At 74.2% G+C, this 22,709-nt stretch carries 16 protein-coding genes and 1 riboswitch; of the genes, 9 read left to right on the top strand and 7 right to left on the bottom strand.

Features of this window, described 5'->3' with window-relative positions:
• Positions 1-82: 82 nt before the first annotated feature.
• Complete coding sequence (locus tag LE181_RS08105; RefSeq protein WP_225660509.1) at positions 83-1,843, bottom strand: hypothetical protein; 1,761 nt, start codon at positions 1,841-1,843, stop codon at positions 83-85.
• A gap of 290 nt (positions 1,844-2,133) precedes the next feature.
• On the opposite strand from LE181_RS08105, the gene LE181_RS08100 reads away from it, so the two are divergent.
• The 4 genes from LE181_RS08100 to LE181_RS08085 all read left to right on the top strand — a co-directional run bounded on the left by LE181_RS08100 (position 2,134) and on the right by LE181_RS08085 (position 5,827).
• Complete coding sequence (locus LE181_RS08100; protein ID WP_190107571.1) at positions 2,134-2,616, top strand: helix-turn-helix domain-containing protein; 483 nt, start codon at positions 2,134-2,136, stop codon at positions 2,614-2,616.
• On the top strand, positions 2,613-3,263 hold the full coding sequence (locus tag LE181_RS08095) for a hypothetical protein (RefSeq protein WP_225660508.1): 651 nt from the start codon (positions 2,613-2,615) through the stop codon (positions 3,261-3,263). Before LE181_RS08100 ends, LE181_RS08095 begins: the two co-directional genes overlap by 4 nt.
• A gap of 5 nt (positions 3,264-3,268) precedes the next feature.
• The gene (locus LE181_RS08090; RefSeq protein WP_225660507.1) at positions 3,269-4,480 is read left to right on the top strand and encodes an MAB_1171c family putative transporter; all 1,212 of its coding nucleotides are present in this window, start codon (positions 3,269-3,271) and stop codon (positions 4,478-4,480) included.
• A gap of 168 nt (positions 4,481-4,648) precedes the next feature.
• A complete protein-coding gene (locus LE181_RS08085; RefSeq protein ID WP_225660506.1) occupies positions 4,649-5,827 on the top strand; it encodes a cytochrome P450 family protein in 1,179 nt (392 codons plus the stop codon).
• Positions 5,828-5,941: 114 nt separating this feature from the next.
• On the opposite strand, the gene LE181_RS08080 is transcribed toward LE181_RS08085, so the two are convergent.
• Together LE181_RS08080 and LE181_RS08075 are read right to left on the bottom strand one after the other, a co-directional pair.
• Positions 5,942-6,532 (bottom strand): YIP1 family protein, encoded by a 591-nt coding sequence (locus tag LE181_RS08080; RefSeq protein ID WP_225660505.1) that lies wholly within the window; start codon positions 6,530-6,532, stop codon positions 5,942-5,944.
• A 72-nt stretch (positions 6,533-6,604) separates the two neighbouring features.
• Positions 6,605-8,155 carry an APC family permease gene (locus LE181_RS08075; protein ID WP_225660504.1) on the bottom strand — a complete coding sequence of 517 codons (1,551 nt, stop codon included), beginning with the start codon at positions 8,153-8,155 and terminating at the stop codon, positions 6,605-6,607.
• 168 nt (positions 8,156-8,323) lie between these two features.
• Between LE181_RS08075 and LE181_RS08070 the strand changes: the two genes are divergently transcribed.
• Together LE181_RS08070 and nicT are read left to right on the top strand one after the other, a co-directional pair.
• Positions 8,324-9,547, top strand: a complete 1,224-nt coding sequence (locus LE181_RS08070) for an FAD-dependent monooxygenase (protein ID WP_225660503.1) — start codon at positions 8,324-8,326, stop codon at positions 9,545-9,547.
• 81 nt (positions 9,548-9,628) lie between these two features.
• Positions 9,629-9,843, top strand: a riboswitch (cobalamin riboswitch).
• Positions 9,844-9,873: 30 nt separating this feature from the next.
• Positions 9,874-11,079, top strand: coding sequence for a Nickel transporter NicT (nicT, locus tag LE181_RS08065; RefSeq protein ID WP_225660502.1), 1,206 nt, complete (start codon positions 9,874-9,876; stop codon positions 11,077-11,079).
• A gap of 326 nt (positions 11,080-11,405) precedes the next feature.
• On the opposite strand, the gene LE181_RS08060 is transcribed toward nicT, so the two are convergent.
• Both LE181_RS08060 and LE181_RS08055 read right to left on the bottom strand, forming a co-directional pair.
• A complete protein-coding gene (locus tag LE181_RS08060; RefSeq protein ID WP_225660501.1) occupies positions 11,406-12,530 on the bottom strand; it encodes a sensor histidine kinase in 1,125 nt (374 codons plus the stop codon).
• Positions 12,523-13,251: a response regulator gene (locus LE181_RS08055; protein ID WP_225660500.1), complete on the bottom strand. Its 729-nt coding sequence runs from the start codon at positions 13,249-13,251 to the stop codon at positions 12,523-12,525. The genes LE181_RS08060 and LE181_RS08055 overlap by 8 nt, the downstream gene beginning before the upstream one ends.
• A gap of 334 nt (positions 13,252-13,585) precedes the next feature.
• On the opposite strand from LE181_RS08055, the gene LE181_RS08050 reads away from it, so the two are divergent.
• The 3 genes from LE181_RS08050 to LE181_RS08040 all read left to right on the top strand — a co-directional run bounded on the left by LE181_RS08050 (position 13,586) and on the right by LE181_RS08040 (position 18,299).
• Positions 13,586-16,015: an excinuclease ABC subunit UvrA gene (locus LE181_RS08050; RefSeq protein ID WP_225660499.1), complete on the top strand. Its 2,430-nt coding sequence runs from the start codon at positions 13,586-13,588 to the stop codon at positions 16,013-16,015.
• A 176-nt stretch (positions 16,016-16,191) separates the two neighbouring features.
• Positions 16,192-17,400, top strand: a complete 1,209-nt coding sequence (locus LE181_RS08045) for an FAD-dependent monooxygenase (protein ID WP_225660498.1) — start codon at positions 16,192-16,194, stop codon at positions 17,398-17,400.
• A gap of 35 nt (positions 17,401-17,435) precedes the next feature.
• Positions 17,436-18,299 (top strand): Fpg/Nei family DNA glycosylase, encoded by an 864-nt coding sequence (locus LE181_RS08040; RefSeq protein WP_225660497.1) that lies wholly within the window; start codon positions 17,436-17,438, stop codon positions 18,297-18,299.
• Between the two features lie 60 nt (positions 18,300-18,359).
• Here the strand turns inward: LE181_RS08040 and LE181_RS08035 are convergent, their stop codons facing one another.
• On the bottom strand, positions 18,360-19,400 hold the full coding sequence (locus tag LE181_RS08035; protein WP_225660496.1) for a phosphatidylinositol-specific phospholipase C domain-containing protein: 1,041 nt from the start codon (positions 19,398-19,400) through the stop codon (positions 18,360-18,362).
• Positions 19,401-19,509: 109 nt separating this feature from the next.
• On the bottom strand, positions 19,510-22,704 hold the full coding sequence (locus LE181_RS08030; protein WP_225660495.1) for a bifunctional cytochrome P450/NADPH--P450 reductase: 3,195 nt from the start codon (positions 22,702-22,704) through the stop codon (positions 19,510-19,512).
• Positions 22,705-22,709: the final 5 nt, after the last annotated feature.

The raw sequence follows: 22,709 nt of genomic DNA, 5'->3' as shown, positions 1-22,709 counted from the left end.
TCTGCGCCTCCGGGCTCGTTCCCCCTGCCGCGTTCGCCGCGCGCAGGGGCCGTGCCGTGCCCCGGGAGCCTCCGCCGGGCCGTCACGCCCTGGGGCCGGTCACCGGCTCCTGCGGGGTGGTCCCGGCAGGGGAGTGGAGCGCCGGGCGTACCCCGAGCGTCACGTCCTCCGTCCGGCCGGCCACGTGCAGGGCCGCCGTCCCCGTCAGGGCGTGGCGTGCCCGTAGCCGGGCGTAGACGACGGCCGCGTGCAGCGCGGCGTCCGGCAGCGGTCCGGTCGCCGTCGACTCCACGACCCGTCCGTCCCGCAGGACCGTCACACAGCCCCCGGGGACCGCGGCCGTCGCGAGGCGGCTGCCCGGCCACGCCGCGAGCGTCTGCCGTGCCCACCGCACGCCGGCCGCGGCCGACGCCCCCGGTGCACCGGAGACGATCGCCGACGCGCTGCCCAGCAGGCGCAGATCCCGTTCCTCCTCGTCGCAGGACAGGTGGCAGAACGTTCCGTCCCCCTCCTCCGGCTGGCCGCCGGTCGCGGGCAGCCGGCGTACGGTCACGTCGTCGCCGGTGACCGACGTGCTCACCCACGCCGCCGTGACCTCGCCGCCCTCGGCGTCCGGCACCGGGCAGGCGTACAGCGGAGGCGAACCCGCTGCCGGCAGGGCCAGCCCCAGCAGCTCGTACACCGTCGCGCGCAGCCGTTCCAGCGCGTGGCCCGGCTCGGCGAAGGCGCCGTCCGTCACCTTCCGCACGCGCTCCGCGTCGTGCTCGGCCATCGCGCGTTCCAGCTGCGGGCCGAGGGGCCCGTGCGGCTCCAGGCGCGGCACGATGCGGCCCAGTTCGGCCATGGGCGTGCCCGGCACCGATTCCTCGCCGAACGCCGCCAGGAGCAGCGGCCTGCCCAGGGCCGCGGCGTAGAGGGTCACCGAACCGTGGTCGCCGAGCACGACGTCCGCGGCGACGAGCGCGGCCTGCCAGCCGCGCTCCGGGGGTATGAGCCGCAGCCCGCCGTCCAGGGCGGCGGCCAAGACGGCACGGACCTGCCGGCGGCCGTGCGCGAACCACACGTTGGGGTGCACCACGGCGGCCACGCGGTACTCGTCGAGCGGCAGCCCGGCGACGAGCCGGGCCGGCAGGCCGGGGTCCGTCCCCAGCAGGGACTGGGGGCCCCACGTGGACGTCACCACCACCAGCCGCCGGCCGTCGCCGGCGCCGAGCGCAGCGCGGTAGCGGGCGCGCAGCGGCCGAGAGGCGAGCATGAGGTCGTGGTACGGGTCGCCCACCAGCCGGCTGCGGGCGGCCAGCCACGGGTGGTGCTCGGCGAGTTGGGCGGTCTGGTCGTGGTGCGAGACGGCGTGCCAGGCGCGGGCGTCGTCCATGACCCCCGACAGCCGCCGCCCCTCGCCGCGCGCGTCGGGCACCAGCTTGTGGAAGCCGACGCCGTGCGGCAGGACGAGCACGGGGCAGTCGGCCGCGACGGCCGTCAGATCGATGTTCTCGCTCGCGGAGACGACGAGGTGGCAGTGGATGCGGGGGAGCTGGTCCCACGGCATGACGCGCACGCCGGTGGCGCGGAGCAGGTCATGGACACCGTCGTCGAAGGCGGAGGTGGGGTCGAACGCGAAGACGACGTCGACGCGGGGGTCGGAGCGCAGGAGGGCGGGGAGCACGTCGAGGAGACGGACGGCCGAGGTGACGGTACGGGCCGCCGCGACGAGGACGCGGCCGCCCTCGAACGTCCGCCACCGTCCGGCGTCCGCCCCGACCGGCACCCGCAGGTCCCCCGGCCGCCACCCCGCACGGCCCCGCACCCGCCCGGCTGTCCGGCTCCCTATGTTGTCGCCCATACCGTCCGGTACACCGCCCCCGCAACTTTTCGCCGATAGCATGACCAGACCTTTGCCACCGTGCTCCGCCGTTCTCCCACCGTAGACGAGCGGCCCGGGCCCCGCGCCCGTATCAACTCGTGGTTAAGTCGTTCATCCGCTCGTCATCGCGCGCGGACTAGTGCTCGGCGCTCATCCCGTGACAGGATGCCTCTCGTGGCCGGTCGGCACTTAACTGGCCGTGAAAGACCGTGAAAAGCCGTGCAAGGCCATGAAGCCGTGTGACGCAGAGGTTCGAAGGAACGGGGCAGATGGCAGTCGGGGGGGACAGGCCGGCAGGTGACGCGGGCAGCCCGCTCGCGCAGCGGCTCAACTACCTGTTCGCGAACATGCACCCGCCGGGCGCTCCCTACACCAACGGGCACGTGGCGGAGGAGATCAGCCGGGGGGAGGAGTACGGCGGGGTCACGCTCACCGAGCAGTATCTGTCGATGCTGCGCAACGGCAAGCGCGCCAACCCCAGCCCCGATGTGCTGCGGGCGCTGGCGAAGTTCTTCGCCGTGCCGGTCGGCTATCTGCTGGGCGACCTGTCGGCCTCCCAGGCCGAGCGCGTGGAGGAGGAGGTCCGCTTCCTCGTCGCCATGAGGGATCAGCGCGTAAGGGCGATCGCCCTGCGTTCGGTGGGTCTGCCGCCGGAGGTGCAGGACAGCCTGACCACGATCATCTCGCAGTTCCGGCAGCAGATGAACCTTCCGTCCGACCCGCCCGACGCGGGTGGTGAGGAGCGCTCGTGACCGTCTTGGCGGAGGACCGGCTCTTCACTTACTGGCGGCGTACCGAGGACGAGGACGGTGCAAGCATGCGGGTGGGGCGGATACGCCGGCGCTGCAAGCAGCTCATCCACGAGCTCGCGCTGCCCGCGTCGACCGATCTGCGGGGCATGTGCGACGCCGTCGCCCGCCACGTCGACCGGCCCATCCACCTCGTGCCGATGAGCCTGGACGGCGTGGTCTCGGGCATGACGGCCACCACCGACGACGCCTTCTGGATCGTCTACGAGCAGAAGACCTCGCCCTGGCACCAGGTCCACATCGTGCTGCACGAGATCGGCCACCTGCTGCTCGGCCACGACCAGGACCCGGCCGTCACCGAGGACGCCCTCAAGGTGTGGACGCCGTCGGTCGACGTCGCCACCGCCATGCGGCGCATGGGCCTGACGATGGGTCTGGCGCGCCACCACTGCTACGACAACCTGACCGAGCGCGAGACGGAGATCCTGGGCACCCTGCTCATGGCCAAGGTGGTCCCGCCGCCGCCGGGACAGGAGCAGCCGCTGGAGGGCGAGGCCGCCGCGCTCGCCGCGTCCCTCGGGCCCGCGCTGCAGCACGTGCGCCGGCAGCTGCGTGCCGCCGACGCCGTACCCCCGGAAACGCGGGGGTGACGCCGGTGTTCGACGCCCTCTACCTCACCTTCAGCGCCATCGCCTGGGCCATCGTCGGCTACAAGGCGCGGGCCTGGTTCCGCGACCGCGGCAACACCGACCTCGGGCTGACCGCCCTGATGACCTCGGGCGTGCCCGTCGTCTTCCTCTTCTCCGCGCCCAGCGTCTACCGCGCGTTCGACCGGCTGACCGGCGTGGCGAACCTCGCGATGGTGTTCCTGTACTCGGCCGTCGTGCTCTTCGCGTCGGGCGCCACCGTCCTGCTGCTCCGCTGGACCAGCAGGGGCGACGCGGCGGCCCACGCCCGTGCCGCCGCCCGCTCGCGGTTCGCCGTGGCCGCCCTCGCGGTGGCCTGGACCACCGCGATCGTCTGCTTCGCCGTCGGGCGGCCCGACGACGTGGAGCATCCCCGCGACTTCAGCACCGCCTACGCCCACGCGCCCGGAGTGGTGGCCTTCCTCGTCCTGTACCTGGCCATCTTCGGGATCAGTCTCGCCGGGCTGGGCACCCTGTGCCCGCGCTACGCCGCCCAGTTGGGCCGGTCCTGGCTGGCCAGGGGGCTGCGGACGCTGGCGGCGGGCTGCTGGCTCGGCCTGCTGTACTGCGCCTGCAAGCTGGCCGGCTTCGTCCTGACCTGGGCCGGGCACGACGTGTACTGGCTCTCCAACGGCGTGGCACCGATGAGCGCCTCGGTGGCCGCCCTGCTGGTCCTGCTGGGCTTCTCGCTGCCGGCCATCGGCCCGCGTGCGGCGGCCTGGCGCCGGCTGCGCCGGCTCGCCCCGCTCTGGCGGGAGGTCACCGCCCACGCCCCGGAGGTCACCATCGGCGAGTCCCGCTGGACGACCCGCTGGCCCTTCGCCGACCTGGAGTGGCGGGCCAACCGGCAGATGGCCGAGATCCGCGACATCCAGCGCGGCGTCCGGCGCCACGTCGAGCAGGCCGCCCTGGACATCGCCCGGAGCACGGCGCGCGCCGCCGCGCTCGACGAACACCGCACCGCCGCCGTGGTCGAGGCCGCCGCCCTGCGCCGGGGGCTGGCCAACCAGCAGACCGGGCACGTGCCGACGCCCCACGCCGACAGCGTCGTGGTGACCGTCAGCGCCGACCCCGCCGAGGAACACGAGCACTTGGCCCGCGTCGCGGACGTCTACCACGATCCGATGGTGGACGCGGTGCTCACCGAGCTGAGAGAAATCAGCGCGGCCCGCCGTCCCTGACGGCGCGGCGGCCCATGGACGAGGCGGCCCTGGACGGGGGTCAAGGCCGCCTGCGACACAGGCCGGCGCCGGGGGCGTACGGATCGACGATCCGTACGCCCCCGGCGCCGCCGGTGCGAACGGAGCCACCACAAACCGATCCTCCGGTCCGGTCTAGAGTCGGGTCACATGCACCCCATCGACACCCAAACCCTGATCGACGACCCGTACGGCACGTACGAGAAACTCCGCGAGAGCGGCCCCGTCCACCGCGTGACCGGATCGGACGGCCGTCCCGCCTGGCTGGTCACCCGCTACGACGACGTGCGCAAGGGGCTGGCCGATCCGCGGCTCTCGCTGGACAAGGCCACCGCCCGCCCGGGCAACTACAACGGCTTCTCGCTGCCGCCCGCACTGGACGCGAACCTGCTCAACATGGACCCGCCCGACCACAGCCGGGTGCGCCGCCTGGTGGTGAAGGCGTTCACGCCCGGCCGCGTGCACAAGCTCCGCACCCCGGTGCGCGCGATCGCCGACGCCCTGCTGGACGCGGTGGAACCGGCCGGCGGTGCCGACCTGCTGGCCGCCTACGCCGGCCCGTTGCCCGTCATCGTCATCTGTGACCTGCTCGGGGTGCCACAGGAGGACCGGGTCGACTTCCGGGCCTGGACCGACGCCCTGATCACCCCCGACCCGGCGCGGCCCCACCAGGCGAAGGAAGCGGTCGTCGCGCTGATGCGCTTCTTCACCGGGCTCATCGCCGGCAAGCGGGCCGAGCCGGGCGACGACCTGCTCTCGGACCTGATCGCCGTGCGGGAGGCCGGCGACACGCTCTCCGAGGACGAACTGACCTCGCTGGCCTTCCTCATCCTCTTCGGCGGCTACGAGAACGTCGTCCACCTCATCGGCAACACGGTCCTCGCCCTGCTGGACCGTCCCGGACTGATGAGCGCGGTGAGAACGAATCCGGACGGACTCGCGGCGCTCGTCGACGAGGTCAGCCGGTGGGACGGGCCCGTTCCGCTGGCGATCCGGCGTTTCACCACGGAGGAGATGGAGATCGGCGGCGTGCTGGTCCCGGCCGGTGAGACGGTGCTGCTGTCACTGGCCTCCGCGAACCGCGATCCGGCGCAGTTCGCTCACCCGGACCGCCTTGACCTGGGACGGGACCGCTCGGGGAACCTCGCGCTGGGGCACGGGATCCACTACTGCCTGGGGGCCGCGCTGGGCCGGATGGAGACCGAGACCGCGCTGGCCGCGCTCCTGGAGCGCTTCGAAAAGCTGGAACTCGACGTTCCGAGGGAGGCACTGCGGTGGCGTCCCACCATCCGGGCGCGTGGCCTGATCTCGCTCCCGGTGCGCTGGTAATCGACAAGCCGAACAGGTTTTTGGTGCATAACCCATCCTTGATGAGGTAGAACTGTCATCGAGCCCGCCCGGTGTGCATCCCCCGTCGCACCGGGCGGGCCTTCGTCGTCCGGCTCAGCCGCTGCCCGGCGGGAACTTCAGCAGGACCACCGCCGCCAGCATCTGGATGCTCACCGACGCCACGGCCCGGTGGGTCGGCAGGTGGTGCTGACCGCGGATCAGCAGCGTCGCGAGGGCGCAGCCGAAGGCCGCCGTCACCGAGGCGGCGGCCCGCACGGGCATCGAGCCCGCCGACAGCCAGGTGTCGAGGGCCAGCCGGGGCAGGTCGCTCGCCCAGAAGATGACCACGAACAGACTCGTCGTGGGCCCGAACCTGCCGTTGCCGCCCAGCCGCCGCGCGATCGCGTGGGTGGCGGCGCCCAGCAGCAGGCTCGCCAGCATCATCACCGCGGAGCCGATGGCCATCGCCTCCAGCGCGAGCACGGGGCTCACGCCCCACTGCCCCCAGAAGGAGTCCTTGGCCAGCGTCCCGAGCGCCCCGCACAGCAGGGACACGAATGCGGCCGCCCCCCACACGCTCCGGTCCCGGGCCTCGTCGAGGACTTCGACGGGCCGGTACCAGAGCCCGAATATCAGGCGGTGCCAGAGCAGCCTGCGCTGCTGGGCGGCGGGAGAGGACGGAGAGGGGGCAGTGGTCACGGGCATGGGTGCCGTTTTATCACCGTTCGGCCGGACCACCGGAGTCCGGTCCGCGGGGCCGGCCCCGCCGACGCCCCGTCAGGCAGGGGTCGGCTCCTTGCTGTCGGGGTTCCCGTCGGGGTCCTGACCCCGGTCGTCCGCGGCATCGGGGACGGCGTCGGGATCCGGGGCGTGCAGGTACTCCTCGCTGATCTCCCGCGGCCCGAACGGCCACACCTTCTCGTACGCCGCCCACAGCACGAACGCCACACAGCCGGCCGCGACCCAGGCGAGCGACCACTCGATCGGGTGCCGCCCCGGGGCGTTCTCGTCCGCGTAGCCGTAGATGACCAGCCAGCCGACCAGCGCCACCACACTGGGCAGCGGGTGGAGCCACACCCGGTACGGCCGCCGCAGACCCGGCTGCCGTCGCCGCAGCACCGACAGCGCCAGCACCTGCGCCAGGGCCTGCACGATCACCATCACGGCGGTCAGCAGCTGGATGAGCGTGGCCAGGTCGGTGTGACGGCCGATCAGGAAGCCCACGGCGGTGAGGACGCCCATCGTCCCCAGCCCCAGCACCGGGAAGCCGTGCCGGGGATGGAGCTTGGCGTACGGGCGGAAGAAGACCTTCTCGCGGGCGGCGTCGTAGGGCGCGCGCGAACCGCCCAGCAGCCCGGTCAGGACCGACGCGCCCGCCGTGACCAGGATCAGCAGCGTGACGACGTTCGCCGCGCCCTTGCCCCAGGAGCGTTCCAGCACCGCGGAGGCCACGGAGGAGGAGGCCGTAGACCCGGGGTCGAGCATCTCCTTCCAGTCGATCACCCCCAGCGTGCCGATCTGCAGCAGCAGGTAGATGCCCATGATGCCGAGGATCGAGTAGACGATCGCCCGCGGCACCGTGCGACCGGGATTCTTGATCTCGGCACCCAGATAGGCGACGGTGTTGTAGCCCAGGTAGTCGTAGATGCCGATGGTCAGGCCCGCGGCGAAGCCGATCCAGAAGTGATGGGTCGTCACCTCGAAGGCGTGCGCCGGATAGGTGAAGGCCCGGTCGGGGCTGAAGTTGCTGAACGCGGCGATGATGACGAGCAGCACCGAGGTGAGCATGACGCACCACAGCACGGCCGTGATCCGTGCGATGTGGTCGACCCGCCGCCACAGCAGCGTGACGATGAGCGCGATGACGGCTAGGCCCGTCACGTCGCCCTCCGTCTGCCCCATGCCCGGCCAGAGGTAGCCCAGGTACTGCACGAAGCCGATGATGCCCGTGGACATGCCGATCGGGATGAAGAGCATCGCCGTCCACACGAACAGGAACGGCACCAGCTTGCCCGTGCGGTACTGGTACGCCTGCCGCAGGTAGACGTAGCTGCCGCCCGCACCCGGCATCGCCGCGCCGAGCTCCGCCCAGATCAGCCCGTCGGCCAGGGCCAGCACCGCACCGGCCACGAAGCCGATCACCGCCTGCGGCCCGCCGAAGGAGGCCACCATCAGCGGGATGGTCACGAAGGGACCGATGCCGCACATCTGGCTCATGTTGATGGCGGTGGCCTGGAACAGGCCGATGCGGCGCACGAACGCGCCCCGCTGGCCCGGCACCGCCGGCTCCCCGGGCCCGTGTTCCGTGCGCGCTGCCGAATCTGTCATGGCGTCAGCCCCTTCTCGTCATACTGCACTGGTACACCGGCCCGCCCGACGCGTCCATCACCTGCGGAGTGTCGGAGACTCTGGCCCTGTGCCCGACGGTCGGTCAAGATCTGTGCACGGAGTGCTATCGGGCGGCACGTGGCGCCATTGCGAAGGAAGGGGCGGGGCATGCGCGGAGGAAGAGTGGCCGTCGTGGGCGGCAGCGTCGCGGGATGCGCGGCCGCCCTGGCACTGACCAGGGCCGGCGCCGGCGAGGTCGTCGTCTACGAGCGGGCGGCCGGCGCGCTCCACGACCGCGGCATCGGCCTCGCGGTGCACAAGGAACGCTACGCCGAGCTGGAGGCCGCCGGGTACACCGACGCCTCGATGCCGTGGGTGCGGCTCACCCGGCGCACCTGGATCACCGCCGAGGGCGGCGGGCACGCCGGACGGCTGCTGGGCGGGGTGCCGTTCCCCTTCCGCTCGTACGCCTGGGGTCCGCTGTGGAGCGCGCTGCGGGCCCGCATGCCCGCGTCCGTGGCGTACGTGCAGGGCGCCGTGGTGGAACGGGTGGTGCCCGCACCGGACGGGGTCACGCTGTGCTTCGCCGGCGGCGGCGAGGAGCGCTTCGACCTGGTGGTCGGCGCGGACGGATACCGCTCCGTCGTCCGGGCCGCGACGCCCACCCCCGAGCTGCCCGGCTACGCGGGTTACCTGGCCTGGCGCGGCGCCGTCCCCGGCGAGCTGCTGCCGGAGCCGCGCTCCGCCTGGCCCGAGGGCGAGGCGACGACCGTCACCTTCCCCGGCGGCCACATGATCGCCTACCGCATTCCCGGCCCGCGCGGGGAAGGCGTCGGTGCCAACTGGGTCTTCTACGCCACCCCGCCGTCCACCGTCGCCCTGGCGTCGGCCGACCCGACCAGCCTGCCGCCCGGCAGGGTGACCGCCGAGCTGACCGAGCATCACGAGAGCATCGTCGAGCGGCACTTCCCGCCGTACTGGCAGGACGTGGTCCGTGCCACGCCGCGCTCCGCGGCCGCGGTCCAGCCGCTGTACGACCTCGCCGTGCCCCACTACGGCCAGGACCGCCTCGTCCTGGTGGGCGACGCGGCCTCGGTGGCCCGCCCGCACATGGGCGGCGGCGCGGTCAAGGCGCTGCAGGACGTGGTGGTGCTGGAGCGGTCCCTGCGCGCGGCGGATTCCTGGGCCGAGGGGGTGCGGGCCTACGACGCCGAACGCTCGCCCAGCGGGCGCGCCGTGGTCGATCTCGCCCGGCGGCTCGGCCGGGCGCAGGTCGAGGCCACCCCCGACTGGGCGGCCATGGACCAGCGGACGGTCGAGGACTGGTGGCGGCGCATCTCCGACGGCGAGCGGGGCTTCGGCGGCCACGCGCTGGAACGGCCCACGCCGTGACGGGGCGTCCGTGACCAGGGCGGAGCTTGTTGCGACAACGTGGCAAGAGCCACTTTTGTGCCGCAGGAGGGCGGCCGGGCGCTAAGGTGGCCCGGCCGTGGTGTTCGGGAAGACCGGTGACAGACCCCCGTGGTCCGATTCCGGAGCGGCCCTCGCCACTGTGATCGGGGAGTGACCGTCCCGTTCCGCGCACCCCCGGTGCGCGGAGCCACTGGCAGCATCCGGCTGCCGGGAAGGCTGGGGCGGTGGCGTACGGACCCGTAAGCCAGGAGACCGGCCACGGCATCTCGAAATGATCCACGAGGTGCTGGAGCGTTCACCCCACCATGTCTGTCCTCCCGTCGGTTTCCGACAGTCCCGCCGATCCCGCCGCATCACCCGGCGGCGTCCTGCCCGCCTTCCGCTGGCGCCGCCAGGACACCGTGCGGACGGCCGGCCTGCTGGCCGTCATAGCCGCCCTGCACGTCGTCGCCTTCGGCGTGCTCTTCCTGCTCGTCGTCCCGAACCACTACACCGTCGACTCCAAGGTCTTCGGCGTCGGCCTCGGCGTCACCGCCTACACCCTCGGCATGCGGCACGCCTTCGACGCCGACCACATCGCCGCCATCGACAACACCACCCGCAAGCTGATGGCCGACGGCAAGCGCCCGGTCTCCGTCGGCTTCTGGTTCGCCCTCGGCCACTCCAGCGTCGTCGTCCTGATGGCCCTGCTGGTCGCCGGCGGCACCCAGCTCGCCGGGACGCTGATGGACGAGGAGTCCACCACCCACCAGACCCTCGGCATCGTCGGCACCACCGTCTCCGGCGGCTTCCTCTACCTCATCGCCGCCCTCAACCTCATCGCGCTCGCCGGCATCCTGCGCATCTTCCGGGCCATGCGCGAAGGCCGCTACGACGAGGCCGAGCTGGAGCAGCACCTGGACTCACGCGGGTTCATGAACCGCCTCCTCGGGCGCTTCACCCGCTCCATCACCCGCCCCGGGCAGATGTACCCGCTGGGCTTCCTCTTCGGCCTCGGCTTCGACACGGCCACCGAGGTCACGCTGATGGTGATGGCCGGCAGCGGCGCCGCCGCCGGGCTGCCGTGGTACGCGATCCTGTGCCTGCCGCTGCTGTTCGCCGCCGGCATGAGCCTCTTCGACACCCTCGACGGCACGTTCATGAACTTCGCCTACCAGTGGGCGTTCTCCAACCCGGTGCGCAAGGTCTACTACAACCTCACCATCACCGGCCTGTCCATCGCCGTCGCCTTCCTCATCGGCACCATCGAACTGGTCGGCGTCCTGCACGAGAAGCTCGGCCTCGACGACCCGGTCAGCGGCTGGATCGCCGGGCTGAACCTCGACAACGTCGGCTTCGTCATCGTCGGCCTGTTCGTGGTGGTGTGGGCGATCGCGCTCGCCTACTGGCGCCTGGCGAAGGTCGAGCAGCGCTGGGCCTCCCGCACGGCCGCCGCGCCGGCCACCGGGCTGCCGCCGGCCGCGGTCACGGACGGGGACACCCCGGGCCCGCACACTCCTTCCGCGCGCTGACGACGGGCGGGCTGTGCCCGGTGAGCTCCTCCCGCACCACCACCCTGGTCGGTCCGCCGCACGTCAGGCACGTGCGGGAGGAGGCGTCCCGCTCCCGGTCGACCGCGGCGGCGATCCTGCGCAGGGGACCGGAGCCGCTGCCGCCCGTACCGGAACCTGTTGCTGCGTCAGTGTCGGACATGGGCTATCCCGTTCACTTCCACGGTCGTGGCTCTGCCGGAGGCTGCATCGTGGCGCACGGCCCCTGATCACGTCAGCGCCTTGGCCCGTGATCACCCTCCGCGGGGCCACCAGGGCCCCAAGCTGACGACCGCGAGGGCCCGTTCCTACGATCCGGCCACCGGCAGCGTCACCTCGAACCGGCAACCGCCGGGCACGTTGCGCACCGTCGCCCGGCCGGTGTGCGCCTCGACGATGCCGCGCACGATCGCCAGCCCCAGGCCCGCGCCGCCGTACCCGCCGGCCGGCGGGGTACGGGCCGCCGAGCCGCGCCAGCCGGTGTCGAAGACACGCGGCAGGTCCTCCTCCGCGATGCCGCCGCACTCGTCCGTGACGGAGAGCACGACGCCGGCGCCGGTGCGCCGCGCGGCCACCGCGACCGTCCCGTCGGCGGGCGTCCGGTGGATCGCATTGACCAGCAGGTTCCCCAGCACCCGCGTCATCTCCCTGCCGTCCACCTCGACGGTCACCGCCTCGACCGCGTCCCCCACCAGACGGACGCCGTGCTCGCGGGCCAACGGGCCGGCCCCCGCCAGCGCTCCCTCCACCAGGTCGTCCACCGACAAGCGGCTCGGGCGCAGCGGCAGGGCCCCGGCGTGGATGCGGGAGAGCTCGAAGAGATCGCCGACCATGGCGTTGAGGCGGTCCACCTCGGTGCGGATCTGCCGGTGGTAGCGCTCCGGCTCCTCGGCCACCCCGTCCTCCAGCGCCTCGGACATGGCGCGCAGCCCGGCCAGCGGCGTGCGCAGGTCGTGCGAGATCCATGCGACGAGCTCGCGCCGCGACGCGTCGAGGGCGCGCTCGCGCTCGCGGGACGCGGCGAGCCTGGCGCTGGTCGCGGCCAGCTCGCGGGAGAGCGCGTCCAGTTCGGCCGTGGCCCCGCCGCCGGGGGCCGCGAACGCACCGGCCTCGCCGAAGGAACGGGCGGCGCGGGTCAGGTCCGCGCTGCGCGCCACCACCCAGCGCCCGAGGAGCAGCGCGGTCGCCAGCGAGATCACGGCGGCCATCGCGCACACGGTCGTCACGGCGGTCAGGTCGTGCGAGGACAGGAACATCGCCCACGCCACCGTCAGCGTCCCGGCGAGCATCGCGGCCACCGGGACCGCGGCCACCACGGCGAGCGACACGGCGACGGACCGGTGGCGCAGGGCCCGGAGCGCGAGGGCGCCCAGCAGCCCGGCGCCGGCGGCGCCGAGGAGGGCGTAGAGGGCGATGAGCAGCACGTCACGCATGGCCGGGTGCCTCCTCGCCGGGGTGCGCGGTGAAGCGGTAGCCGACTCCCCACACGGTCTGGATCAGCCGCGGCCGGGCGGGGTCGTCCTCGACCTTGGCGCGCAGCCGCCGCACGTGGACCGTCACGGTGGACACGTCGCCGAACTCCCAGCCCCACACCTCGCGCATCAGCTCCTCGCGGGCACAGGCCCGCCCGGGGTGGCGCAGCAGGAAGGCCAGCAGGTCGAACTCGCGGAGCGTGAGGGCCAGTTCCCCGCCGTCCTTCGTGGCGCGCCGGGCCACGGGGTCGAGCGTCAGGCCGGCCGCGCACAGCGGCGGTGCGGCCGGCGTCGCGACCGGGCGGGTGCGGCGCAGGACCGACCGGACGCGCAGGACGAGTTCGCGGGGGCTGAACGGCTTGGTGACGTAGTCGTCCGCGCCGACCTCCAGGCCGAGGATGCGGTCCTCCTCCTCGCCGCGCGCCGTCAGCATGATCACGGGGAGGGCGCCGTGGTCGCGGCGCAGTGCGTGGCACACCGCGAAGCCGTCCATGCCGCCGGGGAGCATGAGGTCGAGGACGACGAGATCGGGCCGGACGGCGGCGGCCGCCGCCAGGGCGGCGGGGCCGTCCGCCGCGCGGGCGGTGCTGAAGCCGGCGCGGGTGAGGTAGCCCGCCACGATCTCGGCGACGGTGGGGTCGTCGTCCACGACGAGGACGTGGCCGGGCAGGGTGTCATGCATGCCCCCAGCTTGGCACCCCGGAGGACTCTTCCCCGCCCCCTCCCCCAGCGGTAGCCGGGGTGGGGGTACCTCCCAGCGGTAGCTGGGGTGGGGGTACCTCCCAGCGGTAGCTGGGGTGGGGGTACCGCCCAGCGGTAGCTGGGGTGGGGGTACCTCCCAGCGGTAGCTGGGGTGGGGGTACCGCCCAGCGGTAGCTGGGGTGGGGGTACCTCCCAGCGGTAGCTGGGGGAGGTCGAGGACCGGGGTCCGGGGCGGAGCCCCGGTTGCGGGGGGCGGCGGGGAGGGGAACGTAGGATCGGCCCGCACCCGCACGCACCGACCCCGCGGAGCCCCCATGCACGACCCGGCATCCCGGCCGGAGGCCACCCCGCACGACCCCTGCGTCCGCGTGCGCGGCGCCCGCGAGCACAACCTCAGGTCCGTCGACGTCGACATCCCCCGCGACGCCCTCGTCGTCTTCACCGGCGTCTCCGGCTCCGGCAAGTCCTCCCTCGCCTTCGGCACCGTCTACGCCGAGGCCCAGCGCCGCTACTTCGAGTCCGTCGCCCCCTACGCCCGCCGCCTCATCCACCAGGTCGGCGCGCCGAAGGTGGAGGAGATCACCGGGCTGCCGCCCGCCGTCGCGCTGGAGCAGCGGCGCTCCGCGCCCACCTCGCGTTCCTCCGTCGGCACGGTCACCACGCTCTCCAACTCCCTGCGCATGCTCTACTCCCGCGCCGGCACCTACCCCGAGGGGGCGGCGCGGCTGGACTCCGACGCCTTCTCGCCCAACACCGCCACCGGCGCCTGCCCCGAGTGCCACGGCATGGGCCTGGTCCACACCGTCACCGAGGACTCCCTCGTCCCGGACCCGTCGCTGTCCATCCGCGACGGCGCCATCGCCGCCTGGCCGGGAGCATGGCAGGGCAAGAACCTCCGGGACATCCTGCACACGCTCGGCCACGACGTCGACCGGCCCTGGCGGGAGCTGCCGCGGGCGGACCGCGACTGGATCCTCTTCACCGACGAGCAGCCCGTCGTCACCGTCCACCCCGTGCGGGACGCCGACCGCATCCAACGCCCCTACCAGGGCACGTACATGAGCGCCCGGCGCTACGTGCTGCACACCTTCGCCGACTCCAAGAGCGCCGTGCTGCGGGCCCGCGCCGAACGGCACCTGGTGAGCCGGCCCTGTCCCGCGTGCGAAGGACGACGGCTGCGGCCCGAGGCGCTCGCCGTCACCTTCGCCGGGCAGGACATCGCCGCCCTCGCCGCCCTGCCGCTCGCCGGGCTGGCGCGGACGTTGCGCCCGGCCGCCGGTACGGGCGACGGCGCCGCCGCGGCCCTCGCCCGGGACCTGGTCGCCCGCATCGAGGTCCTCACCGAGCTGGGCCTGGGCTACCTCAGCGTCGACCGGCCCACCCCCACCCTCTCCGCCGGAGAGCTGCAGCGGCTGCGGCTCGCCACCCAGCTGCGCTCCGGCCTCTTCGGCGTCGTCTACGTCCTGGACGAGCCCTCCGCGGGCCTGCACCCGGCGGACAGCGCCGCCCTGCTGACCGTGCTGGACCGGCTCAAGGCCGCCGGCAACTCGCTGTTCGTCGTCGAGCACCACATGGACGTCGTGCGCCGCGCCGACTGGATCGTCGACGTCGGTCCGCAGGCCGGCGAGCACGGGGGCCGGGTGCTCTACAGCGGACCCGTCGCCGGGCTCGCGGACGTCGCGGAGTCGGCGACGCGCCGGTTCGTGTTCCCCGACGGCGCCGCCCCCGGAGCCCGTACGCCCCGCGAGCCGTCCGGCGTGCTGCGGCTGCGCGGCATCACCCGGCACAACCTCCGCGGCGTCGACGCGGACTTCCCGCTCGGCGTCTTCACGGCCGTCACCGGCGTGTCCGGCTCGGGCAAGTCGACGCTGGTGGGGGAGGCGCTGGCCGAGACCGTCGGGGCGCACCTGGAGGGGCGGCAGCCGGAGGTGCGGGCCGAGGGGCTCGCGGCCGTCGGCCGGCTCGTCCGCGTCGACCAGAAGCCGATCGGCCGCACGCCCCGCTCCAACCTCGCCACCTACACCGGCCTGTTCGACGCCGTGCGCAAGGTCTTCGCGGCCACGGACGAGGCGCGGGCCCGCGGCTACGGCGCCGGCCGCTTCTCCTTCAACGTCGTCGCCGGGCGCTGCGAGGTCTGCCAGGGCGAGGGGTTCGTCGCCGTGGAACTGCTCTTCCTGCCCGGAACGTACGCACCCTGCACCGCGTGCGGCGGAGCGCGCTACAACCCCGGCACCCTGGAGATCACCCACCGCGGCAGGACCATCGCCGACGTCCTCGACATGACCGTGGACGCGGCCGCCGCGTTCCTCGCCGACGTGCCCGCCGCGCTGCGCGGACTGCGCACGCTGCAGGACGTGGGCCTGGGCTACCTGCGGCTGGGCCAGCCCGCCACGGAGCTGTCCGGCGGCGAGGCGCAGCGCATCAAGCTCGCGGCCGAACTGCAGCGCACGCACCGCGGGCACACGCTGTACGTGCTGGACGAGCCGACGACGGGCCTGCACCCGGCGGACACGGAGGTGCTGCTGCGCCAGCTGCACGGGCTGGTGGAGGCGGGCAACACGGTCGTGGTCGTCGAGCACGACATGGCCGTGGTGGCGGGCGCGGACCACGTGATCGACCTCGGCCCCGGCGGGGGAGAGGAGGGCGGCCGCATCGTGGCGTCCGGCACCCCGCACGAGGTCGCGGAGGCCGCCGGGAGCGCCACGGCGCCCTACCTGGCGGGGGCGCTCCGCACCGGGCGGTAGCCGCGGCCACGGCAGCGTGCCGGTGGGGCAGCGGGCCGCGCGGGCCGGGACGGTGGCCCCCACGGGCTCTGGACGCGCCGCACCGCGTCTGGTTTCGTCGTGCATGCATGTTCGACCGGACGATCGGTGCATCCGATGACCGGGAGGCCGGACGCGACGTCTTGGGATGGAGCGCCATGACCCATGCCCTGATCATCGGGGGCGGCATCGCCGGGCCCGTCACCGCGATGGCCCTCCAGCGGGCCGGCATCGGCTCCACGGTCTACGAGGCGTACCCGAGCGGCGCCGACCACGCCGGGGCGTTCCTCGTCCTGTTCGCCAACGGGCTGGAGGCGCTGTCCGTCATCGGCGCCGACCGGCCCGTACGCGAGCACTCCTTCCCCTCCGGCACCGTGGAGTTCCTCAGCGACACGGGCGGCACGCTCGGCACCCGGCCCATCGCCGGCAGCGGCGGCGGGCCGAGGCCGCGCACCCTCCCGCGCGCCGCCCTCTACCGGGCCCTGCGCGACGAGGCCACGCGGCGCGGCATCCGCGTCGAGTACGGCAAACGGCTCGTCTCCACCTCCACCGACACCCCCACCGGTCCCTCCGGCGGCCCTCACCCGGCGATCACGGCGGTCTTCGCGGACGGCACCCGCGCCGCAGGCGATCTGCTCATAGGCGCCGACGGCATCCACTCCCGCACCCGCGCCCTGCTGGACCCCGCCGCGCCCGTCCCCCGCCACACCGGCCAGCTCACCGTCTGCGGCCGCACCCGTGCCACCGGCCACCGCGTGCCGACCGGCACCTACCGGATGATGTACGGCAGCCGCGGCTTCTTCGGCTGCACCACCGGGCCCGACGGCACGACCTACTGGTTCGCCAACGTCCCCGGCGCGGAGCTGCCCAGGGCCTCGCTCGCCTCCCTCACCCCCGGCCGGTGGCGCAGCCGCGTCACCGAGACCTTCGCGGACGACCGCACCCCCGCCGCCGCGATCGCCGCCGCCACCGGGGACGACATCGTCGGGACGAACGCCTACGACATCCCCACCACACCCGTGTGGCACGACGCCCGTACCGTCCTCGTCGGCGACGCCGCCCACGCCACCGCCCCCAACGCCGCCCAGGGCGCGTCCATGGCCATCGAGGACGGCGTCGTCCTGGCCCGCTGCCTGCGCGACCTGCCGGTCCCGGCGGAGGCGTTCGCGGCCTACGAGCGGCTGCGGCGCGAGCGCGTCGAGCGGGTCGTCGCCATGAGCGCCGCCATGGCCGGCCGCCTGGCCGCCACCCCGGGGGAACGGCGCGCCCGCGACGAGGACGTCGCCCGCCGCATGGCGGACGACACCGGGGGCGGCACCGAGTGGCTCACCGGCTACCGCATCGACTGGGGCGCCCCCGTCCACTGAGTTGCCGCCCCCGCCCGCTGCGGCAGACTGGAGCCATGCCGGAGCTGCCGGAGGTCGAGGCCCTCACCGGGTTCCTGACCGAGCGCCTCGTGGGCCGTACGGTCGAGCGCGTGCTGCCCGCCGCGGTGAGCGTCCTCAAGACCTACGACCCGCCGCTGAGCGCCGTCGAAGGGCGCGTGGTCACCGCCGTGCGGCGGCACGGCAAGTTCCTCGACCTGGCCACGGACGACGGGCCGCACCTGGTCTTCCACCTCGCCCGGGCGGGCTGGCTGCGCTGGCACGACAGCCTGCCGGCCGCACCCCCGCGCCCGGGCAGGGGGCCGCTCGCCCTCCGGGTGCGGCTGGACGGCGGCGACGGCTTCGACCTGACCGAGGCGGGCACCCAGAAGCGGCTCGCCGTGTACTGCGTGCGCGACCCCGCCGACGTCCCCGGCATCGCCCGCCTCGGCCCGGACCCGCTCGCGCCCGGCTTCACCGCGGAGGTCTTCGCCGGGCTGCTGCGCGGCGAGCGCCGCCAGATCAAGGGCGTCCTGCGCGACCAGGGCGTCATCGCCGGCATCGGCAACGCCTACTCCGACGAGATCCTCCACGCCGCCCGCATGTCGCCGTTCAAGCTCGCCGCGACGCTCACCGACGCGGAGACGGCCGACCTCTACGAAGCGCTGGGCACGACCTTGCGGGAGGCCGTCGAACGGTCGCGCGGGCACGCCGCCGCCGAGCTGAAGGCGGAGAAGAAGAGCGGCATGCGGGTGCACGGCCGCACCGGGGAGCCCTGCCCGGTGTGCGGCGACACCGTCCGCGAGGTCTCCTTCAGCGACTCGTCGCTGCAGTACTGCCCGACCTGCCAGACGGGCGGCAAGCCGCTGGCCGACCGGCGGCTGTCACGCCTGCTGAAGTGAGCGGTGCCCGGCCCGCCGGCCCCCGGGCCGACGGGCCCTTCGCAGGTGCACCCGGGCGCGTCAGCCGCGCGGCGCCACCGCCGACAGCACCTGCGGCAGCGGGTACCAGTCGGCCGTGACGAAGCTCGCGTGGGCCCGGGCCAGGAGCGAGAGGCGTTCGCGTGCCTGGGGCTCCGTGGGGCGGGTGATGTCAATGGCGGGCGGCACCTTGTGGGCGTCCGTCATCACCAGCAGGTAGTGGCGGCTGTCGTACCAGGCGGTGTCGATGCCGCCCTGGGTGTACGCGGTGGCGTCGCCGTCGAAGAGGACGAACCACGGACGGATCGTGGTGTCGGCGTACCGGGTGCGCGGGTCGCCCGCCGTCGCGCCGTGGACGGCGGGGAAGGCGCCGGCCCGGGCCAGGCGGCCGGAGGCGGCCAGGTTGCGCAGGTGCGTGGCGTACTCGCGGTCGGTCCAGAGCCGGTCGGCCGGGTTGCCCTCCTCGACCGTGCCGGGGATGAGCTCGACGACGAACTTGCCCGCCAGCGCCGGGCGGGCCGGCCAGCCGTCGGCCCGGACGGCCTCGTCCAGGGTGGCGTGCGAGCCCATCAGGTCGGCGGGGCGGTAGAGGGCGTCGCCGAGGGTGGCGGTGAGCAGGGCGTCGAGCTCGGCGGGGCCGCGGCCGCTGTTGGCGTTGAATCCGTCCTTCATCTCGACCTTGAGCAGGACGGGGCGGTGGCCGGGGTGGGCGTCGTGCCAGGCGCGGATGTCGGCGAGGCAGCCGGAGAGCGGCTGGTTGCGGGACTTGGTGCGCAGCTCGGCCGGTGACGCGGCGCCCTCGCAGTTGTTGTCGTTGCGCACCGGGTTGGCGTGGGAGACGCGGAAGGCGCGGCCACCGAACCCGTTGGACCACACGTCGAGTTCCAGCAGGCCGGCGCCGGAGTCCAGGGCGTCGGCGAAGTAGGGGTACTTGGCCTGTTCGTAGGCGTTGTGCACCCCTACCGCCGTCGTCGTGCCGTACGAGGCGGCACCGGGCGCCGTCGCTCCGGCCGGTGCCGCCGGTACGGCCAGTGCGGCCGCCGCTGCGGCCGCGGTCACTGCGGTACGTATGGCCGTGCGCATGGCCCCCACCACTCTCATTCCGTGCGCCGTCATCACCGGCCGGGTCGGGGGTCGGTGATATGAACGAGGAGCAGGGTACGTGAGTTGACACAGTGACAGGGAGCCAGGGTCAGCCGGCCGCGTAGACGTCCTCGACGTAGCGGCCCGCGTCGGTCAGTTCGCGCAGCCAGGCGTCGGCGGCGCGGGCGTCGGCGCCCGTCCGGCGGGCGTACAGGTCGCGCAGTGCGGCCCGTACGCCCGGGGCCATGCGGGCGCCGTCGCCGCAGACGTACACCCGTGCCCCGGACTCCAGCAGGGACCAGACCTCGTCGCCCTCGGCGGCCAGCCGGTGCTGGACGAACGGGCCGCCCCCGGCTTCGGGGCGGGCGCTGAAGGCGGGGCGCAGGCTGACGGCGCCCGCCTCCTGGGCGGCCCGCAGTTCGTCGGCGTGCAGGAAGTCCGCGTCGGGGGCGTCACAGCCGAAGTAGAGCAGGGCGGGGGCGGCCGGGGCGCCGGCGGCGGCGAGGGCGGCGCGGTCGGCGACCGCGCCCCGGAAGGGGGCGAGCCCGGTGCCGGCGGCGATCATCACCACGGGGGTGCGGTCGTGGCCGGCGATGCGGAACGCCTCGCGGCACGGCTGGACGCGGGCCAGGACGGTGTCGCCGGGGCGGAGCCCGGCGAGGTGCCCGGAGCCGGTGCCCCGGAAGTCGCCCCGGCCGGAGCGGGCGGGTGCCTCCAGCAGGGAGACCATCAGGTCGACGTGGCGGGGATCGCGGGCGGGGGAGGAGGAGATGGAGTAGTGCCGCGGCCGCATCGGGGACAGCAGCTCCGGCAGGGCGGCCGCGCCGAGGGCGCCGCGCAGCGCCGGGTGGTCCTCGATCAGGTCCAGGAGGGTGCGCGGGTCGTCGGGCCGCACGGCCCTCAGGGCGGCCTGCTCGGGCGGGCAGGGGTTGCGGTCGGCGAGGGCGGCCAGCTGCCGCGGGGTGGGGCGTTGCTGCAGTTCCAGGTGGTAGGAGAGGAGTTCGCCGGCGGTCAGGGGCCGGTCGAGGGGGAGGCTCTCGCGCCCGGGGCGGCGCGGGTGGACGGCCAGGACCGTGGCGGGGTCGACGCCGAAGAGGGCGGCGGCCCGGGCGACGAGCCGGGGGTCGTTGACGGGCAGGACGGTGAGGTGGTCGGCGGTGCGGTAGGTGACGCCGTCGGGGAGGGCCAGGCGCAGGAACTGCTTGGTGCGCGGGTGGCCGGGCGCGGTGAGCGGACGGGAGTCGGTGACGGTCATCGGCAGCATGTCGTGGCGGGCGGCCAGCGCCGCCAGTGGTCCGCCGGTCACTTCGGTGACGGTGTACGCGGGGCCCTCGTCCGGCGTCGCCGGGGCGCCGGCGCTCGCCGGGTCGCCGTAGCGCTCCAGCAGCGTCCGCATCAGGTCACGGCCGAACTCCTCGACGGTGCCGTTCAGGTCGCCGGACGCGTCGGCCGCGGCGCGGGGCAGCAGACGGTGGCCGCCGAGGGCGGCGAGGCGTTCGTCGAGGAGGGTGGGGACGCGCTGATAGGTGGCGGCCCAGTTGCGGTCGCCGACGCCGAGGACGGCGTAGGGCACCGCGTCGGCCGCTCCCGGCGCGGCCTCGTGTTCGGCCCACCGCGTGAAGCGGGCGGCGTCGTCGGTGGGACGGCCGTTGTAGGAGGCGGCGACGATCACCACGGGCGTCTCGCGGGGGAGGGCGCCGGTGTGGTCGTCCAGCGCGGCGACGGTGGTGTCGAAGCCGAGCCGGGCGGCGTCGTCGGCGAGGGTGCGGGCCAGCTCGCGGCAGGTGCCGTAGGCCGAGCCGTGGAGGACCAGCAGTCCGGTGCCCTGCCGGGCGCGCGTGGGCCGGGCGGGGTCGTCGCCGGCCGCCGTCCGTGCGGGCGCGGCCGGGCCGCCGGGCAGGGCGCCGCGCCGTGCGCCGCGGTCGGCGGGGGTGCGGCGCGCGAGGGTGAGCGTGAAGCCGTCGGGCTTGAGGGTGAGGGTCTCCTTGATACGCAGCCGGTAGTCGGTGTGGTCGATGAGCCGGTAGCGGTGGACCAGCAGGCCCAGCAGCATGGTGGCCTCGTGCAGGGCGAACTGCCGGCCGATGCAGGCGCGTTCGCCGGTGCCGAACGGCTTGTAGGCGTGCGGGGAGCGCGCCGCCTCGGCCTCGGGCGCGAAGCGCGTGGGGTCGAACAGCTCCGGGTTGTCGCCCCAGGCCGGGTCGCGGTGCAGCATCGGGGTGAGGACGGTGACGCCCTCGCCGGCCCGCAGCCGGTAGCGGCCGCCGAGGAGGGTGTCCTCACGGGCCTCGCGGGTGAAGGCCGCCGCCGTGGGCCACAGCCGCAGCGCCTCGTTCAGCACCTGGCGGATCCAGCGCAGCCGGCCGATGTCCTCGAAGGTGGGCTCGGGGTCGCTCTCGTCGCCCCACAGCTCGTCGGTCTCGCGCTGGGCCAGGCGCAGCGCGACGGGGTCCTTCAGCAGGTGATGGAGGGCGAAGGACAGGGCGCCGGAGGTGGTCTCGTGGCCGGCGATGAGGAAGGTGATGACCTGGTTGCGGATGTTGGCCGGGTCGAGGGTGGTGCCGTCGGCGGGGTGCGGGGCGCCGAGCATGAGGCCGAGGAGGTCGTCGGTGCGGGTCTCGCCGGAGGCCGTGCGGGCGCTGATGACGTCGTCGACGACGGTGGCGAGGAAGGCGGCGTCGACGCGGAACGCCGCGTCCTCGGCCGCGTGGTCGCCCTCGGGGTCCCGGCCGAGCTTGTTCATGCTCCAGTCCAGGCAGCGCACCATGGCGCCGACGAACGGGTGCGGTTCGTCGCCGCGCGCGAAGGACTCGAAGTCGTAGCCGAAGCCGGCGAGTCCGATGGTGTCCAGGGTCATCCGCGTCATGTCCTCGGGGACGTCGACGGGCGTGCCCGAGGCGAGGCGGGCGTCCCAGGCGTCGGTGAGGCGGCGGGCGACGGTGAGCATGGCGGGGTGGTAGGCGCGCATCGAGCCGAGGGCGAAGGCCGGCATCAGGACGTCGTGCGCCTTGGCCCAGTTGGGCTCGTGGTTGTACGCCGTGAACAGGCCGTCGGCGGTGAACTCGCGGACGTTCTCCAGGGCCGGGCCGACGTGCTTGGTGAAGCGTTCCTCGTCGGCGAGCTCGGTGACCAGGTCCAGGGAGGTGACGAAGAGCCGGTCGGTGCCGTGCAGACGGCGCCGGAAGACCGGTCCGTGCCGGCGGGCCAGGCGCATGGCCTGCTGGAGGGGGGTGCTGGTCGCCCCGACGGTGGAGACGTCGACGACGGGGACGGTGGTGGTGGGGGCCTCGGTGGCGTGGTTCATGTCTT

This window comes from Streptomyces sichuanensis (assembly GCF_020328095.1).
Taxonomy (GTDB): Bacteria; Actinomycetota; Actinomycetes; order Streptomycetales; family Streptomycetaceae; genus Streptomyces; species Streptomyces cinnamoneus.
Note: the sequence above shows the minus strand (reverse complement) of the source record. Positions and strands in the feature narration are given on the sequence as shown.

Bases quoted from the DNA above. Each gene is read 5' to 3' on its own strand.
- LE181_RS08105 (WP_225660509.1), bottom strand. From the start codon at position 1,843: ATGGGCGACAACATAGGGAGCCGGACAGCCGGGCGGGTGCGGGGCCGT.
- LE181_RS08100 (WP_190107571.1), top strand. From the start codon at position 2,134: ATGGCAGTCGGGGGGGACAGGCCGGCAGGTGACGCGGGCAGCCCGCTC.
- LE181_RS08085 (WP_225660506.1), top strand. From the start codon at position 4,649: ATGCACCCCATCGACACCCAAACCCTGATCGACGACCCGTACGGCACG.
- LE181_RS08080 (WP_225660505.1), bottom strand. From the start codon at position 6,532: ATGCCCGTGACCACTGCCCCCTCTCCGTCCTCTCCCGCCGCCCAGCAG.
- LE181_RS08075 (WP_225660504.1), bottom strand. From the start codon at position 8,155: ATGACAGATTCGGCAGCGCGCACGGAACACGGGCCCGGGGAGCCGGCG.
- LE181_RS08070 (WP_225660503.1), top strand. From the start codon at position 8,324: ATGCGCGGAGGAAGAGTGGCCGTCGTGGGCGGCAGCGTCGCGGGATGC.
- nicT (WP_225660502.1), top strand. From the start codon at position 9,874: ATGTCTGTCCTCCCGTCGGTTTCCGACAGTCCCGCCGATCCCGCCGCA.
- LE181_RS08060 (WP_225660501.1), bottom strand. From the start codon at position 12,530: ATGCGTGACGTGCTGCTCATCGCCCTCTACGCCCTCCTCGGCGCCGCC.
- LE181_RS08055 (WP_225660500.1), bottom strand. From the start codon at position 13,251: ATGCATGACACCCTGCCCGGCCACGTCCTCGTCGTGGACGACGACCCC.
- LE181_RS08050 (WP_225660499.1), top strand. From the start codon at position 13,586: ATGCACGACCCGGCATCCCGGCCGGAGGCCACCCCGCACGACCCCTGC.
- LE181_RS08045 (WP_225660498.1), top strand. From the start codon at position 16,192: ATGACCCATGCCCTGATCATCGGGGGCGGCATCGCCGGGCCCGTCACC.
- LE181_RS08040 (WP_225660497.1), top strand. From the start codon at position 17,436: ATGCCGGAGCTGCCGGAGGTCGAGGCCCTCACCGGGTTCCTGACCGAG.
- LE181_RS08035 (WP_225660496.1), bottom strand. From the start codon at position 19,400: ATGCGCACGGCCATACGTACCGCAGTGACCGCGGCCGCAGCGGCGGCC.
- LE181_RS08030 (WP_225660495.1), bottom strand. From the start codon at position 22,704: ATGAACCACGCCACCGAGGCCCCCACCACCACCGTCCCCGTCGTCGAC.